The sequence below is a fragment of the Streptomyces sp. NPDC059452 genome, from assembly GCF_042750035.1.
In the GTDB taxonomy this organism is placed as follows: Bacteria; Actinomycetota; Actinomycetes; order Streptomycetales; family Streptomycetaceae; genus Streptomyces.
Genome location: NZ_JBHYVE010000008.1, coordinates 144,499 through 159,658, shown reverse-complemented (window position 1 = coordinate 159,658; position 15,160 = coordinate 144,499). Strand labels below are relative to the sequence as shown.

The 15,160-nt window shown below is 71.6% G+C and carries 14 protein-coding genes and 1 riboswitch; of the genes, 3 read left to right on the top strand and 11 right to left on the bottom strand.

Annotated elements, in window-relative coordinates; all coding sequences use genetic code 11:
- Positions 1 to 15: 15 nt before the first annotated feature.
- Positions 16 to 1,290: a hypothetical protein gene (locus tag ACFW9Z_RS13970; RefSeq protein ID WP_384639202.1), complete on the bottom strand. Its 1,275-nt coding sequence runs from the start codon at positions 1,288 to 1,290 to the stop codon at positions 16 to 18.
- Between the two features lie 142 nt (positions 1,291 to 1,432).
- Here ACFW9Z_RS13970 and ACFW9Z_RS13965 point away from each other — a divergent pair, with 142 nt between their 5' ends.
- On the top strand, positions 1,433 to 2,695 hold the full coding sequence (locus tag ACFW9Z_RS13965; RefSeq protein WP_384639199.1) for a sensor histidine kinase: 1,263 nt from the start codon (positions 1,433 to 1,435) through the stop codon (positions 2,693 to 2,695).
- On the top strand, positions 2,689 to 3,357 hold the full coding sequence (locus ACFW9Z_RS13960; protein ID WP_384639195.1) for a response regulator: 669 nt from the start codon (positions 2,689 to 2,691) through the stop codon (positions 3,355 to 3,357). The genes ACFW9Z_RS13965 and ACFW9Z_RS13960 overlap by 7 nt, the downstream gene beginning before the upstream one ends.
- 63 nt (positions 3,358 to 3,420) lie before the next feature.
- Here ACFW9Z_RS13960 and ACFW9Z_RS13955 read toward each other — a convergent pair whose 3' ends face one another.
- From ACFW9Z_RS13955 to rpsB, 9 genes are all read right to left on the bottom strand, one after another.
- Complete coding sequence (locus tag ACFW9Z_RS13955; protein ID WP_384639192.1) at positions 3,421 to 4,443, bottom strand: ABC transporter ATP-binding protein; 1,023 nt, start codon at positions 4,441 to 4,443, stop codon at positions 3,421 to 3,423.
- Between the two features lie 38 nt (positions 4,444 to 4,481).
- Entirely contained in the window at positions 4,482 to 6,095 is a 1,614-nt protein-coding gene (locus ACFW9Z_RS13950; protein ID WP_384639472.1) for an ABC transporter permease, read from the bottom strand.
- A gap of 137 nt (positions 6,096 to 6,232) precedes the next feature.
- Positions 6,233 to 7,336, bottom strand: coding sequence for a thiamine ABC transporter substrate binding subunit (locus ACFW9Z_RS13945; protein ID WP_384639189.1), 1,104 nt, complete (start codon positions 7,334 to 7,336; stop codon positions 6,233 to 6,235).
- A gap of 81 nt (positions 7,337 to 7,417) precedes the next feature.
- Positions 7,418 to 7,534: riboswitch (TPP riboswitch) on the bottom strand.
- 101 nt (positions 7,535 to 7,635) lie between these two features.
- Positions 7,636 to 8,742 (bottom strand): 23S rRNA (adenine(2503)-C(2))-methyltransferase RlmN, encoded by a 1,107-nt coding sequence (gene rlmN / locus ACFW9Z_RS13940; RefSeq protein ID WP_030569530.1) that lies wholly within the window; start codon positions 8,740 to 8,742, stop codon positions 7,636 to 7,638.
- Between the two features lie 111 nt (positions 8,743 to 8,853).
- Positions 8,854 to 9,939 (bottom strand): phosphatidate cytidylyltransferase, encoded by a 1,086-nt coding sequence (locus ACFW9Z_RS13935; protein WP_384639186.1) that lies wholly within the window; start codon positions 9,937 to 9,939, stop codon positions 8,854 to 8,856.
- Positions 9,939 to 10,496: a ribosome recycling factor gene (frr, locus tag ACFW9Z_RS13930; RefSeq protein ID WP_018509617.1), complete on the bottom strand. Its 558-nt coding sequence runs from the start codon at positions 10,494 to 10,496 to the stop codon at positions 9,939 to 9,941. Before frr ends, ACFW9Z_RS13935 begins: the two co-directional genes overlap by 1 nt.
- A 124-nt stretch (positions 10,497 to 10,620) precedes the next feature.
- Positions 10,621 to 11,394, bottom strand: a complete 774-nt coding sequence (gene pyrH, locus ACFW9Z_RS13925) for a UMP kinase (RefSeq protein WP_384639183.1) — start codon at positions 11,392 to 11,394, stop codon at positions 10,621 to 10,623.
- 161 nt (positions 11,395 to 11,555) lie between these two features.
- The gene (gene tsf / locus ACFW9Z_RS13920; protein ID WP_030569540.1) at positions 11,556 to 12,392 is read right to left on the bottom strand and encodes a translation elongation factor Ts; all 837 of its coding nucleotides are present in this window, start codon (positions 12,390 to 12,392) and stop codon (positions 11,556 to 11,558) included.
- Positions 12,393 to 12,491: 99 nt separating this feature from the next.
- The gene (gene rpsB / locus ACFW9Z_RS13915) at positions 12,492 to 13,418 is read right to left on the bottom strand and encodes a 30S ribosomal protein S2 (RefSeq protein WP_030810176.1); all 927 of its coding nucleotides are present in this window, start codon (positions 13,416 to 13,418) and stop codon (positions 12,492 to 12,494) included.
- Between the two features lie 415 nt (positions 13,419 to 13,833).
- Here rpsB and ACFW9Z_RS13910 point away from each other — a divergent pair, with 415 nt between their 5' ends.
- Positions 13,834 to 14,607, top strand: coding sequence for a murein hydrolase activator EnvC family protein (locus ACFW9Z_RS13910; protein ID WP_384639469.1), 774 nt, complete (start codon positions 13,834 to 13,836; stop codon positions 14,605 to 14,607).
- On the opposite strand, the gene ACFW9Z_RS13905 is transcribed toward ACFW9Z_RS13910, so the two are convergent.
- Positions 14,558 to 15,115, bottom strand: a complete 558-nt coding sequence (locus ACFW9Z_RS13905) for a TetR/AcrR family transcriptional regulator (RefSeq protein ID WP_384639466.1) — start codon at positions 15,113 to 15,115, stop codon at positions 14,558 to 14,560. The two genes, ACFW9Z_RS13910 and ACFW9Z_RS13905, sit on opposite strands and share 50 nt — an antisense overlap.
- Between the last annotated feature and the right edge of the window lie 45 nt (positions 15,116 to 15,160).

The window sequence follows — 15,160 nt, the reverse complement described above, 5'->3', positions numbered from 1 at the left end:
ATGCGCGGCGGACAGTCATCGCGGCGCCTTCTTCCGCACGCGCACGGGGGCGAGAGCGGAGGGACCGACCGGCCTCCGCCGCACCGCCGCCGCCCACACCGCGAGGACCAGCGGGTGCACCAGGTACCCGAACCGGGTCGCGGGCAGGAACGCGATGGCGAGGAGCAGCCCGAGCGCGAGCCGCAGCGCGGCGTCCGGGGCCGTGGCCGGAGGCCGTACGAGCAGGGAGACCACGACCAGAAGGGCGCTCGCCCCGAGCAGGAGGAGGGCCAGGGTGCGGCCGCCCGGGACATGGGTGGCGAGCAGATGGCCGGGGAGCGGGCTGGCAGCGGAGGACACCGCGTCGGTCAGGCCGAGGGGGAAGGCCACGACATGGGCGTAGAAGGCCCCGGGATCGCGCAGGGCGGCGGGCAGGACGAATGCGGCGGCGGTGAGAAGGGCGACGAGCGCGCACCGCAGGGTGGCACCGGGCCGCCGCACCGCTCTCGGAGCACCACCCGACCGCCCAAGCCCTCCCCGTACCGCCCACGAAACGCCGCGCCCCTCCCCTGCCGAAGCCGCCGCGAGCAGAGCCAGCACCACCGGCAGCGCGGGCCAGGCCGTCCACTTGAGCGCGGTGGCGAGCCCGATCCAGAGCCCCGCGCGCCCGGCCCTCCCCCGGCCCGCCTCCGCAAGGCCGAGGCACATCAGGCCGACCACCGGCAGGTCCACCCCGCCGACGGCGAGCGGCAGCGCAACCAGCGGGCAGGCGGCGAGCCACATCAGCGGCCCACGCCGGGCCCCCGCCGGAAGGGCGTACGCGACCGCAGCGAGGAAGGCCGCGCCCATCCACAGCCGGGGGTCGGTGAACGGCCCGGCCCCGGCCACCGCTTCCGGAATCCCGAACACCGCCATGCCGGGCAGATACGGGGTGAAGTCCTCGGGTATCAGGGGGTGCGCGGAGTACGGCGTGCCGTCCGTCAGCAGGAGCGCGGCCGACCGGGCCACGACCGTCACCTCCAACTGCGCCCGGTCCAGGGCGAGGAGGACCACCAGCGGCAGTGCGACCGCGCCGGTGACGGCGACCGCGCCCACGGTCCGGACGCGATGTCCGCGGGCCGCGAGCACGGCGGCCGCCGCGTAGCCGAGCGCGCCGGTGACGCCCCAGACGCGGTGCGGGCCGAGGGAGGTGAGGGCGGCCAGGGCCAGGGAGGCCGCCGCGCAGAAGCTCCACCAGCCGGGGCCGCCGGGCAGCCCGAAGCGTTCCGGCAGCCGCTGGTCGGGGGTGGTGGGAAAAGCCGTGATCGCCATGTATCCGAGGCTAGGAACGGCCCGCTCACGGATCGTCACACCACCGTCCGGTCTTCCGGGTCAAACCGCGGTATGACACGGCCCCGCGAATTCGCACCGTGGTCCGATGCTTCCGCCCCGGGCGGTGACGAAGAATCGCCGTATGACACGCACCATCGGGGAGACCGGAACGGCAGCGACCGCCGCCGGGACCCCGCCACCGGAACGGGACCTGCGGCAGCGGCTGCGGCGCTGGACGTCGGCGCCCTCGTACGCCGCGCTGACGGGGGGCGCGCTGACGCTCTACGCCGTCGTGGAGCTGATTCTCGTACCGGGTTCGGCGATCACGGCGTTCGGGGTGCTGGTGTGCACGGCCTCGTTGACGCTGCGGTCCGTCCGGCCCACCGTGGGGTTCCTGAGCGTCGGCGCGGCGCTGCTCAGCTTCGGCACCGACGGCAATATGGCCCATGCGACGGTGGCCGGTCTGCTGATGGGGTGCTACACGCTGGGGCGGCACCGGGTGCAGCACCCGGCGGTGCTCGTCCTGACCGGTTCGCTCGCGGCCCTGACCGTCAACCTGGTGCACATCGACCGCTGGACCCGGGACGGCTCCCCCGCCCTTCCGGCGCTCCAGGGCGCCGACCGGTTCAACCTGGGGCTGTACGCCGAGACGCTGGTGCTGACGGTGATGATCCTGGGTGCGGTGAGCGCGGGTGACGCGGTACGGGCGCGCGAGGAGGCCCGGCACACGCGGGCCGCCGCCCAGTCGCGGCTGCTGGCGATGGAGCGGCGGCAGGCGGCCGAGGCGGAACGGGCGGCGATCGCCCGGGAGTTGCACGACATGATCGCGCACTCGGTCTCGATGATCGCGGTGCGGGCCGAGAGCGCCACGTACACGACACCGGACCTCTCACCACCGGCCCGGGACGCCTTCCAGGAGATCGCGGGCACGGCGCGGTCCTCGATGGCGGAGCTGCGACGGCTGCTCGGGGTGCTGCGCACCGGCGCCGACGCCCCCGTCCTCACCGCCCCGCAGCCGTCGCTGGCCGCGCTCGGTGAACTCCTCGACCAGCACCGGGCGGTGGACGGTTCGGCGGAACTGCGCGTCAGCGGCGAGGAGACGCCGCTGCCGGCGTCCTGGGAGCTGTCGGCGTACCGGATCGTGCAGGAGGCGCTGACCAATGTGCGTCGGCACGCGCCGGGCGCGCACGCGGTCGTGGAGATAGACCACCGGCCGGGGCTGCTGCGGGTCCGGGTCGGAGACGACGGTCCGGGTCCGCCCGCCACCCGGGCGGCGGAGCCCGTCGGACGCCCCGGTCACGGCCTGGTGGGCATGGGCGAGCGGGCCGCCCTGCTCGGCGGCAGACTCACCACCGGCCGAGGTCCGGCCGGCGGCTTTCTCGTGGAGGCGGAACTTCCGTGGTGATCCGAGTGATCGTCGCCGACGACCAGGCGGTCGTACGGACGGCGTTCTCCAGCCTGCTGGACACCCAGGACGACATCGAGGTGGTCGGCGAGGCGGAGGACGGTGAGCAGGCGGTCCGGGTCGCGGCCGAACTGCGGCCCGATGTCGCGCTGCTGGACATCCGGATGCCCCGGCTCGGCGGGATCGGGGCGGCCCGCGAGATCGTCACCGCCTCGGGCGGGGCGACGAAGGCGCTGATGCTGACGACGTTCGGCCTGGACGAGTACGTGTACGACGCGCTGACGGCGGGCGCCAGCGGCTTCCTCCTCAAGGACGCGACCTTCCCCGAACTGCTGCACGCGGTACGGGTGGTGGCGGACGGCCACGCGCTGCTCGCCCCCGAGATCACCGGGCGGCTGATCTCGGAGTTCACCCGGCAGCGGGTCAGCGCGCCGCCGGTCCGCTCGGTCGAGGGGCTGACCGCGCGCGAGGCGGAGGTGCTCGTCCTCATCGCGCAGGGCCTGTCCAACGCGGACATCGCCGCCCGGCTGACCATCACCGACCACACGGTCAAGACGCACATCAACCGGCTCTTCGCGAAGATGGGGCTGCGGGACCGGGCGCAGGCGGTGATCCTGGCGTACGAACTGGGGCTGGTGGTGGCGGGAAGCCGCGCCCCCTAGGGCCTGTCGTCAAACTGCCGCCTGCCGGGGCCCGCGAGCCCGGCATGATCCAGACGAGAGGCCCTACGCGCCTTCGAGCACCACCGTCTCCGCCGCGTCGAAGCGCACCCCCACCACCGCGCCCTCGTCCGGGGTGTCCCGCAGGGTGCACTCGGCCTCCAGCACCGGGGCGTTCTCGGGGGTCAGCCGCACGGTCACGTGGTTCCCGCGGAACGTGCGTACGCCGACCACGCAGCGGAGCCCGTCCTGCGGGGCGCCGATGAGCACCCCGGCGGGGCGGACCAGGACATCCACCTCGCCCTGGGGGGAGCCCGGGGGGACCGGCACCTTGCCCCAGGCCGTGGCGGCGGCGGAGCCGGTCACGGTCGCCGGGGTCACGTTGTCGAAGCCGAGGAAGCGGGCGACGAACGCGGAGGCGGGGTGCTGCCAGACGTCCAGCGGGCTCCCCTCCTGGGCGATCCGCCCGTCCCGCATCACGACGACCCGGTCGGCGAGCGCGAAGGCCTCGCCCTGGTCGTGGGTGACGGCGAGCACCGTCGTACCCAACTCCTGGAACAGGGTCCGCAGTTCGACGACGAGCCGTTCGCGCAGGCTGCGGTCGAGCTGGCCGAGGGGTTCGTCCAGCATCAGGAGCTTGGGGCGGGGGGCGAGGGCGCGGGCGAGGGCGACGCGCTGCTGTTCGCCACCGGAGAGGGCGGCGACCGCGCGGCGTTCGGCGCCGGGGAGGCCGACCAGCTCCAGCAGTTCACGGACCCGGCGCTCGGTCTCGGCCCGCCCGGTGCCGTGCATCCGCAGGCCGAAGGCAACGTTGGCGCCGACGTCGCGGTGCGGGAAGAGCTGGTGGTCCTGGAACATCAGGCCGAGGCCTCGCCGGTGGACCGGGATGCCGCTCTGGTCCTGGCCGGCCAGCAGTACCCGGCCGCCGTCCATGGGCTGGAGCCCGGCGACGGCCCTCAGCAGGGTGGACTTCCCGCTGCCGCTGGGGCCGAGCACACAGACGATCCGGTGGTCGGCGACCTCCAGGTCGACCGCGTCGAGGGCCGTCCGCTTCCCGAACCGTACGGTGGCGGCTTGCAGGCTCAGCATGTGCACCGTTCCCCGGCCATCGCGCCCTCTGCCATCGTTCAGAACTCCCCGGATCGGTCGGTACGGATACGTTCGAGGAGCAGCAGCGAGACCGCGCACACCAGCATCAGGATCGTGCTGAGGGCCATCGCCTGCCCGTAGTTGAGCTCCCCGGACCGGCCCAGCAGCCGGGCGACCGCGACCGGCAGGGTCGGGTTGTCGGGCCGGGCGATGAAGACGGTGGCGCCGAACTCCCCGAGCGACACGGCGAACGCGAAGCCTGCGGCGACCAGCACCGCCCGCCGCACCAGCGGCAGATCGACCTCGCGCCAGGCCCGCAGCGGGGAGGCTCCCAGCACGGCGGCGGCCTCGCGCAGCCGCTCGTCCACCGCGCGGAGCACGGGGAGCATGGTCCGTACGACGAAGGGGACGCCCACCAGCGCCTGGGCCAGCGGGACCAGGATCCAGGAGGTGCGCAGGTCGAGCGGCGGCTTGTCGAGGGTGATGAGGAAGCCGAAGCCTACGGTGACGGCGGAGACCCCGAGCGGCAGCATCAGCAGGGCGTCGAAGCCGCGTACCAGCCGTCCCGCCCGCCGGGTCAGGGCGGCCGCCGCGAGACCGCCGACGACCAAGGCGATGAGCGTGGCGACGAACGCGTACTGGAGGGAGTTGCCGACCGCCTCCAGCGGCGGTACGAGGAAGGTCGAGCCGCTGCCCCCGGCGGACTGAAGGGCCTCGTAGTAGCCGAAGCCGTAACCCTCCGGACCGTCGAACGACCGCTCCACCAGCACACCGAGCGGCAGCAGGATCAGCAGCAGCGCGGTGAGCAGCACCCCGCCGAGCAGCGCCCACTGGCCGGGGCCGTGCGGCCGGCGGGAGGTCTGCGCCGGGTCGACGAGCTTCAGCGCCCGCTCCCGGCGGCGTACGGTCACGGCGTGCAGGGCGAGGATCGCGCCGACCGCCACGAACTGGACCATGGTCAGCACGGCGGCCGTCGGCAGGTCGAGGAGCTGGGCGGTCTGACGGTAGACCTCCACCTCCAGGGTGGAGTAGGCGGGGCCGCCGAGGATCTGCACGACACCGAACGAGGTGAACGTGAAGAGGAAGACCATCAGCGCGGCGGCGGCCACCGCCGGGCCGAGCGCGGGCAGGGTCACCCGCCGCCAGGCGGCGAACCGTCCGGCGCCGAGCACCCGGGCGGCCTCCTCCTGCCGCGGGTCCAGCTGCGACCAGAGGCCGCCGACCGTCCGGACGACCACCGCGTAGTTGAAGAAGACGTGCGCGAGCAGGATCGCCCACACGGTGGTGTCGAGCCGTACGCCCCAGAGCTCGTCCAGGAAGCCGCCGCGCCCGAGCAGCGCCAGGAACGCGGTGCCGACGACGACGGTGGGCAGCACGAACGGCACGGTGACGACCGCGCGCAGCACCTGCTTTCCCGGGAAGTCGAAACGCGCGAAGACGTACGCGCCGGGGAGGGCGATCAGCAGGGTGAGCGCGGTGGAGGCGAGGGCCTGCCAGGTGGTGAACCAGAGGACGTCGAGGATGTCCGGGCGGGCCAGCACCTCGCCGACCCGACCGAACTGCCACGCACCGTCCGTCTTCAGCCCGCGGCCGACGATCGCGGAGACGGGGTAGGCGAAGAAGACGGCGAAGAACGCGACGGGCACGGCCATCAGACCGAGCCGCACCGCGGCTCCGCGCCGCCCGCCTCCGCCGCCGAGCCGCACCGCCGCACCACGCCGCCCGCCTCCGCCGCCGGTCCGCGCGCCGCCGGGCACGGGTCCGGACCCGGCGGCCTTGGAGGTGCTGCCTACTTCACGACGAGCGAGTGCCACGACCGGACCCACTGCTCACGGTTGGCGGCGATCTTCTCCGGCGCCACCGTGGCCGGCTTCTCGACGGTCTCACCGAACTCCGTGAAGATCTCCGGCAGCTCGGCGTCCTTCACGACCGGGTTCACGAACATGTTCAGCGGCACGTCCTCCTGGAACGTCTTGCTGATCAGGAAGTCCAGGAGCGCCTTGCCGCCCGCCTCGTTCTTCGCGCCGTTCAGGAGTCCGGCGTACTCGGTCTGCCGGAAGCAGGTCCCGGTGGAGACGCCGGTCGGGGCCTCCTTGGGCTGCGGGTCGGCGTAGAGGACCTCGACGGGCGGGCTGGAGGCGTAGCTGACGACCAGCGGCCGGTCCGCCTTGGCCTTCTTGCCGCCCGCGGAGCCCGAGAACTCCTCGTGGTACGCCTCCTCCCAGCCGTCGACGACCTTGACGCCGTTGGCCTTCAGCTTCTTCCAGTACTCCTCGTAGCCGTCCTCGCCCTGGGTGGCGACGGTGCCGAGGAGGAAGCCGAGGCCGGGCGAGGAGTTCGCCGCGTTCTGGGTGACGAGGAGGTCCTTGTACGCGGGCTTCAGCAGGTCCTCGAAGGTCTGCGGGGGCGCGAGCTTCTTGTCGGCGAAGTACTTCTTGTCGTAGTTGACGCAGATGTCACCGGTATCGACGGGCGTGACGCGGTGCTTGTCGTCCTGCTCGGTGCCGTCCGCGACCCGGTCCAGGCCCTTGGCCTCGTACGCGGTGAAGAGGTCGTTGTCGAGGGCGCGGGAGAGCAGGGTGTTGTCGACACCGAAGAAGACGTCACCGCGCGGGGAGCCCTTGGTCAGGATCTCCTGGTTGAGCGCGGCACCGGCGTCACCGCTCTTGAGGAGCTCGACGGTGTAGCCGCTCTCCTTGGTGAACTGCTTCAGCACGTCTTCCGAGGCGTTGAAGGAGTCATGGGTGACCAGGGTGACGGTCTTGGAGCCGCTGCCCTTGGACGCGCCGGAGCCGGCCGGGGCGTCGTCGTCGGAGCTGCCGCAGCCCGCGAGGACGGTGACGCCGAGCGCCGCGGCGAGCGCGGTCGCGGCGTACTTCTTGGTGGTGTTCATGTGATTCCTCCTGGAGGTGACCAGGAAGAGACGCGGCCCCGCCCGCCCCCGGACGTACCGGAAGCGGGCAGGGCGCAACAGCTTGAGTAAGGTCCGAACTTCCTACCCGGAATGACCCGGGCGAGGTTCAGAGGGTCTGCGGCCAACCTGTCCTTGGTGCCGCACTCTCAGCGCTGTGGCGCTCCCCTGTCGGAATATGAAGTTGATTTCGGCCCAGGCTACACCGGCGGTTTTCGGCCTCGTCCGCCGGAGCGTCCCGGGACCGGTGAGGTGGCCGCTCCCGGCGCCCGTCGCGGCCCTCAGCGCTCGGAGGCCGCCAGCTGCCCGCAGGCCCCGTCGATCTCCTGGCCACGGGTGTCCCGGACGGTGACGGGCACGCCGTGGGCCGCGATGGCCTCGACGAACGCCTTTTCGTCCTCGGGCCGTGAGGCGGTCCACTTGGAGCCGGGCGTGGGGTTCAGCGGGATCAGGTTGACGTGCACCCGCTTGCCCTTGAGCAGCCGGCCGAGCAGGTCGCCGCGCCAGGCCTGGTCGTTGATGTCCCGGATCAGGGCGTACTCGATGGAGATCCGGCGGCCGGACTTCTCCGCGTACTCCCAGGCGGCGTCCAGCACCTCGCGGACGTTCCACCGGGTGTTGACGGGGACGAGGGTGTCGCGCAGCTCGTCGTCCGGGGCGTGCAGCGAGACGGCGAGGCGGCACTTGAAGCCCTCGTCGGAGAAGCGCAGCATCGCCGGGACGAGCCCGACGGTGGAGACGGTGATCCCGCGCTGGGAGAGGCCGAGACCGTCCGGCTCGGGGTCGGTGAGCCGGCGGATCGCTCCGACGACACGGTTGTAGTTGGCGAGCGGCTCGCCCATGCCCATGAAGACGATGTTGGAGAGCCGGGCCGGACCCCCGGGCACCTCGCCGTCGCGCAGGGCGCGCATGCCGTCGACGATCTGGTGCACGATCTCGGCGGTGGACAGATTGCGGTCGAGCCCGGCCTGCCCGGTGGCGCAGAAGGGGCAGTTCATCCCGCACCCGGCCTGGGAGGAGATGCACATCGTGACGCGCTCGGGGTAGCGCATCAGGACGGACTCGACCAGTGTCCCGTCGTGCAGCTTCCACAGCGTCTTACGGGTGGTGTCGTCGTCGCAGCTGATGTGGCGGACCACGGACATCAGGTCGGGGAACAGCGCCTCGGCGAGCTTCTCCCGGGATCCGGCGGGGATGTTGGTCCACTGCTCCGGGTCGTGCGCGTACCGCGCGAAGTAGTGCTGCGAGAGCTGCTGGGCGCGGAACGGCTTCTCGCCGGTCGCGGCGACCGCTTCCTTGCGCTCGGCGGGCGTGAGGTCGGCGAGGTGCCGCGGCGGCTTCTTGGCTCCGCGGGGCGCGACGAAAGTGAGTTCTCCGGGCTTAGGCATGGTTCATCCAGTGTCGCAGACAGACGGGTGAGGGCCCGCCGCCCTGTGGACAACGGACCCTCACTCGTAGAACGTGCAGGTCGGGCGTGGTGCGCGCCCTTGAGAGGACGCTCAGCCGGAGCCGACGAACAGGACCAGCAGCAGCCAGACCACCGGTGCGGTCGGCAGCAGTGAGTCCAGCCGGTCCATGATGCCGCCGTGGCCGGGGAGCAGGGTTCCCATGTCCTTGATCCCCAGGTCCCGCTTGATCATGGACTCGCCGAGGTCGCCGAGGGTGGCGCTGACGGCGACCGCGAGACCGAGCAGCAGCCCCTGCCACCAGGCGCCGCCGTCGATCAGGAACTCCATGCACAGCGCGCCCGCGACCATGGCGAAGGCCACGGCACCGAGCAGGCCCTCGCGGGTCTTGCCGGGGCTGATGCGGGGGGCGAGCTTGTGGGTGCCGAAGCGCCAGCCGACCGCGTACGCCCCGGTGTCGCTGACGACGGTGAGGATGAGGAAGGTCAGCACCCGCCACGGTCCGTCGTCCGCCGTCAGCAGCAGGGCGACGAAGGTGGCCAGGAAGGGTACGTAGAACGCGGCGAAGACGCCCGCCGTGACGTCCTTGAGATACCCCTCCGGGGGCTCGGTCATCCGCCAGACCAGCACCGCGAGCGCGGTCAGGGCCATGGCGACCCAGGCCCCCTCCGCGCCCCGGGCGTAGCCGGCGACGACCATCGCGGCTCCGCCGACGGCGAGCGGAACGAGGGGCGCCTTGATGCCCTTCTGCTCCTGGAGCCGGGAGGTGAGCTCCCAGAGGCCGACCACGACGGCGAGCGCGATCACACCGACGAAGACGGCCTTCACGATGAACAGCGAGGCGGCGATGACGGCGCCGAGCCCCACGCCGACCCCTATGGCGGCGCGCAGATCACGCCCCGCACGCTTCTTCTGCGGCGGGGACGGCAGCGGGGTGGACATGGGCTCCTGCGGCATCTCGTCACGGAACAGGGGGCCGCTGACGTGCGCGGCGTCCCTGTCCCGGTCTCCACGGCTCTGTGCGTCTCTACCTGCGTCGGGAACGTCCGGCACGTTGGGCATGGGCCGAGTCTGCTGGGCTTCATGCACATCGTAGGCGGGACCCGCCGGAGCGACCCCCATCTCGGGGGCACCCCGGTAACCGGCTCCCTGCGGTGCGCCCCAGGAAGAGTCGTTCATCAGACTTCGAGCAGCTCGGCTTCCTTGTGCTTGAGCAGCTCGTCCACCTGCGCGACGTACTTCGCGGTGGTGTCGTCGAGCTCCTTCTCGGCGCGGCGCACCTCGTCCTCGCCGGACTCCTTGTCCTTGACGAGCTTGTCGAGCGCTTCCTTGGCCTTGCGGCGGATGGAGCGGATCGAGATCTTGGAGTCCTCGGCCTTGGTCTTGGCGACCTTGATGTACTCCTTGCGGCGGTCCTGGGTGAGCTCGGGGAACGTCACCCGGATGATATTGCCGTCGTTGCTCGGGTTGACGCCGAGGTCGGAGTCGCGGATCGCCTGCTCGATGTTGCGCAGCGCGGTCTTGTCGAACGGCGTCACGACGGCCATCCGCGGCTCGGGCACCGAGAACGAGGCCAGCTGGTTGATCGGGGTCAGTGCGCCGTAGTAGTCCGCGACGATCTTGTTGAACATCGCCGGGTGCGCACGGCCGGTACGGATCGCGGCGAAGTCCTCTTTCGCGACGACGACGGCCTTCTCCATCTTCTCCTCGGCCTCAAGGAGGATTTCTTCGATCACCACGTGCTCCTGCGTGTCTTGTGTGGGCGCGGCATCGTCATCACCGTGCCCTGCGGGTCCTGCGTCGCGTCCTCACCTGCACGGTGTCCGACCGGCAGGCCGTTGTCCATCCTGGGGGGGGCCGTCAGGCCCGGGTGCTCTCGTCGCTGACGAGCGTGCCGATCTTCTCACCCTTGACGGCGCGAGCGATATTGCCCTCGGCGGTCAGCTCGAAGACGAGGATCGGGAGCTTGTTGTCACGGCAGAGCGTGATGGCGGTGGCGTCGGCGACCTTCAGGTCGCGCGTGATCACCTCGCCGTACTCCAGCGCGTCGAACTTCACCGCGTCGGGGTTGGCCTTCGGGTCGGAGTCGTAGACCCCGTCCACGCCGTTCTTCCCCATGAGCAGCGCCTCGGCGTCGATCTCCAGGGCGCGCTGGGCGGCGGTGGTGTCGGTGGAGAAGTACGGCATGCCCATACCGGCGCCGAAGATGACGACGCGCCCCTTCTCCAGGTGCCGTACGGCACGGAGCGGGATGTACGGCTCGGCGACCTGACCCATGGTGATGGCGGTCTGGACGCGCGAGTCAATGCCCTCCTTCTCCAGGAAGTCCTGGAGCGCCAGGCAGTTCATGACGGTGCCGAGCATGCCCATGTAGTCGGACCGGGCCCGGTCCATGCCGCGCTGCTGGAGCTCGGCACCGCGGAAGAAGTTGCCTCCCCCGATGACCACCGCGATCTGGGCGCCGTCGCGTACGACGGCGGCGATCTCGCGGGCGATGGTGTGCACGACGTCGGGGTCGACGCCGAGGCCGCCACCACCGGCGAAGGCCTCGCCGGAGAGCTTCAGCATGAAGCGCCCGGAAAACGTGTCGTCGCGCTTGTCGTCGGCCTGAATGGCGTCCGCGCCCTTGTCCATGGAAATTCTCCTCGTGCACATACGAAGAAGGCCATTGCCGGTGGGTCTGGTGTCCCTACAGCGGCAATGGCCTCCTCGTCAGATCTGCGGTCGTCCGGCGTGAGTGCGGCCGTCGACTGCACCCGACCCTATCGGGTCGGATGCTGTTCGCCCGGACGGACTCAGATGCCGACCTTGATGCGCGAGAAGCGCTTCAGGGTGACACCGGCCTCGTCCAGAACCTTCTGGACGGACTTCTTGGCGTCCAGCGCGTACGGCTGGCCGAGGAGGGTGGCCTCCTTGAAGAAGCCGTTGACGCGACCCTCGACGATCTTCGGGAGCGCGGCCTCGGGCTTGCCCTCGGCGCGGGTGGTCTCCTCGGCGACGCGGCGCTCGGCCTCGACGACCTCGGCCGGGACGTCCTCGCGGGAGAGGTACTTCGGGGCGAAGGCGGCGATGTGCTGCGCGATGCCCTTGGCCAGGTCGGCGTCGGCCTTGTCCAGCTCGACCAGGACACCGATCTGCGGGGGCAGGTCGGGCATGGTGCGGTGCATGTACACGGAGACGAAGTCGCCGGTGAACTGCGCGAAGCGGTCCAGGACGATCTTCTCGCCGAGGTTGGCGTTGGCCTCGTCCACGTACGCCTGGACGGTCTTGCCGGGCTCGATCTCGGAGGCGAGGAGCGCGGCGATGTCGGCCGGGGAGGTGGCGGCGACGTGCGCGGCCAGCGCGTTGGCGACGGCCTGGAACTTGTCACCCTTGGCGACGAAGTCCGTCTCGCACTTCAGCTCAAGGAGGACGCCGGACGTCTTGTCCTCGGAGATGAGGGAGACGACGGCACCGTTCTCGGCGGAGCGGCCCTCGCGCTTGGCGACGCCCTTCTGGCCCTTGATACGGAGCGCCTCGACGGCCTTGTCGACGCTGCCGTCGGCCTCGTCGAGCGCCTTCTTGCAGTCCATCATGCCGGCGCCGGTGAGCTCGCGGAGCTTCTTGACGTCAGCGGCGGTGTAGTTCGCCATGAGTCTGTATGTCTCTCTCGAAGTCTGAAAGATCTACGGGTGGACGGCGGGGGCAGCGCTTGTGGCGCCGGCCCCCGCCGTCAGTAGCCGTGACGGGTGTCAGGCCTGCTCGGCGTCCGCGTCGGCGGCCGGAGCCTCGACAGCGGCCTCGGCCTCGGCGACGGCCTCGGCCGGCTTCTCGGCGTCGGCGACCTTCTCGGTCTCGGCGGAGGACTGGACCTCGGCGGCAGCCGCGGTCTCGTCCTTCTTGTCGCCCTCGAGCAGGTCGCGCTCCCACTCGGCGAGCGGCTCGCCGGCGGCCTTCTCGCCCGGCTTCGAGTCACCGGTGGCGGCACCGGAGCGGGCGATGAGGCCCTCGGCGACGGCGTCGGCGATCACGCGGGTGAGCAGGGTGACGGAGCGGATCGCGTCGTCGTTGCCCGGGATCTTGTAGTCGACCTCGTCGGGGTCGCAGTTGGTGTCGAGGATCGCGACGACCGGGATGTGGAGCTTGCGCGCCTCACCGACGGCGATGTGCTCCTTCTTGGTGTCGACGATCCAGACGGCGCTGGGCACCTTCTGCATCTCGCGGATACCACCGAGGGTCTTCTCCAGCTTGGCCTTCTCGCGCGAGAGGACCAGGAGCTCCTTCTTGGTGAGGCCGGAGGCGGCCACGTCCTCGAAGTCGATGAGCTCAAGCTCCTTCAGACGCTGAAGGCGCTTGTAGACGGTGGAGAAGTTGGTGAGCATGCCACCGAGCCAACGCTGGTTGACGTACGGCATGCCGACGCGCGTCGCCTGCTCGGCGATGGCCTCCTGGGCCTGCTTCTTCGTACCCACGAACATGATGGAGCCGCCGTGGGCGACGGTCTCCTTGACGAACTCGTAGGCGCGGTCGATGTACGACAGCGACTGGAGCAGGTCGATGATGTAGATGCCGTTGCGCTCGGTGAAGATGAAGCGCTTCATCTTCGGGTTCCAGCGACGGGTCTGGTGACCGAAGTGGACGCCGCTTTCCAGCAGCTCCCGCATCGTGACGACGGCCATGGCCGTACTCCTTGAGGTACTCGGTTGTCGCGACCGCAGGTTTACGGTCGCGCCTGACGCCCCGACGCGCCGTGCCACAAGGGACCGAGGAGCGCGGCCACCGTCCGCGAAGAGGGAGGTGGCGGGGCGTGCGAAGTCGACCCGGTGACCCGGATCGCCGTAAGAAGTGTACGGGACCCGTGGGGTACCGGGTGACGGCGATGTCCACAACCGGCGAGTACTCCACAGGAGCGGTCCAAGATCCCCGGAATCCGCCCCTCCGGGAGAGCGTTGATCCATGCGATTCCTGCGATCTCCGCGATTCCCCCGATCCCTGCGATTCCCCCGACCTCTGCGGCTCCTGCCGTCCCCGCGCCTCCCGTCCCCCTGCCTGCCGCCCCGCACGCCCGGCCTGCGGCGCCGCGTCCGCGTGCCGGTGTTCCTGCTGGTCGCGGCCTTGCTGACGGCCGCACTGCCGCCACCACGGGCGCCGGCCGGGGCCACCGGGTCATGGCTGCTGCCGACCGCACGGGCCGAAGAGGCGCCACCGCCGATGTCCGGGCCGGGGGCGGGCGGGGATCAGGGTGCGGAGGGGGAGCCGGGTCCGGACCGGAAGCCGGGGGCGGGCGAAGGCCGGGAGCCGTCTCCGTCGGCGGGTGGGCCGGGGGCGGGCGTGGGGGCCTTCGTGGAGGTGGGTGGTGGTCCGGTCTGGCCGGTGGGCGGGAGGCCTGCGGTGTTACGGGGGTGGGAGCCGCCGTCCACCCCGTACGGGCCCGGCCACCGCGGCGTCGACCTTGCGGCATCGCCGGGCACCGTCGTGCTGGCCGCCGCCACCGGCCGGGTCTCGTTCGCGGGGCGGGTGGCCGGGCGCGGGGTCCTCGCCATCGAGCTGGCCGGGAGCGGGGCGCCGCCGTTGCGGACGACGTACGAGCCGGTGCGGGCGCTGGTGCGCAAGGGCGACCTCGTGGTGGCGGGCCAACCGGTCGGCCTCCTGGAGGCGGGTCCGTTCCACTGCGCCACGGGCTGTCTGCACTGGGGGCTGCGGCGGGGGAAGGCCTACCTGAACCCGCTCTCGCTCCTTCGGCGCGGCCCGTCGCGGCTGCTGCCGGTGTTCGGGCTGCCCGAACCGGCGGGGGCGGCGGTGCCCGGAGCCGCCGGGCTCAGCCCCGTACGCCGCGCAGGATCATGGCGACGGCGGTGTCCGCGATGACGCCGGGCTCCTCCGCCACGGTCAGCTCGATACGGCGCACGGCGGCGTCCACCGAACCTTGCAGGAGCATCGCGGCGAGCCTCGGCTGGGTGTGGCCGAGGTCGCCCAGCGCTTCGACGATCATGGCGATCAGACCGCCGTGCGCGGCCCGGATCTTCTCCCGGGCACCGGCGTCCAGCTCGCTCGCGGAGATCGCGACGACCGCCCGGTGCCGACGGTCCCCGACGAGGTCGAGCTGTCGGCGGACATACGCCTCGATCTTCGCCTCGGGGGTCTCGGCACGCTCCATCGCGTTCTCCACCTCGGCCGCCCAGACGGGGAAGTCGACGGCGCAGAGCTCCTCGACGACGGCGGCACGGGAGCGGAAGTACTCGTACACGGAGGACCGGGCGAGCCCGGTGCGCTCGGCGAGTGCGGGGAAGGTCAGCGCCTCCGTACCGCCCTCGGACAGCAGGGAGCGCGCGGCGTCCAGGAGGGCGCCGCGCTGCATGGTCCGGTGCTCGGCCACGGAGGCCGCTCGAATCCTGGGCACGTATCCACTCTACGGCGGCGG

Bases quoted from the DNA above. Each gene is read 5' to 3' on its own strand.
- ACFW9Z_RS13950 (WP_384639472.1), bottom strand. From the start codon at position 6,095: ATGGCCGTGCCCGTCGCGTTCTTCGCCGTCTTCTTCGCCTACCCCGTC.
- ACFW9Z_RS13935 (WP_384639186.1), bottom strand. From the start codon at position 9,939: ATGAACGACTCTTCCTGGGGCGCACCGCAGGGAGCCGGTTACCGGGGT.
- tsf (WP_030569540.1), bottom strand. From the start codon at position 12,392: ATGGCGAACTACACCGCCGCTGACGTCAAGAAGCTCCGCGAGCTCACC.
- rlmN (WP_030569530.1), bottom strand. From the start codon at position 8,742: ATGCCTAAGCCCGGAGAACTCACTTTCGTCGCGCCCCGCGGAGCCAAG.
- pyrH (WP_384639183.1), bottom strand. From the start codon at position 11,394: ATGGACAAGGGCGCGGACGCCATTCAGGCCGACGACAAGCGCGACGAC.
- ACFW9Z_RS13955 (WP_384639192.1), bottom strand. From the start codon at position 4,443: ATGCTGAGCCTGCAAGCCGCCACCGTACGGTTCGGGAAGCGGACGGCC.
- rpsB (WP_030810176.1), bottom strand. From the start codon at position 13,418: ATGGCCGTCGTCACGATGCGGGAGCTGCTGGAAAGCGGCGTCCACTTC.
- ACFW9Z_RS13965 (WP_384639199.1), top strand. From the start codon at position 1,433: ATGACACGCACCATCGGGGAGACCGGAACGGCAGCGACCGCCGCCGGG.
- ACFW9Z_RS13945 (WP_384639189.1), bottom strand. From the start codon at position 7,336: ATGAACACCACCAAGAAGTACGCCGCGACCGCGCTCGCCGCGGCGCTC.
- ACFW9Z_RS13970 (WP_384639202.1), bottom strand. From the start codon at position 1,290: ATGGCGATCACGGCTTTTCCCACCACCCCCGACCAGCGGCTGCCGGAA.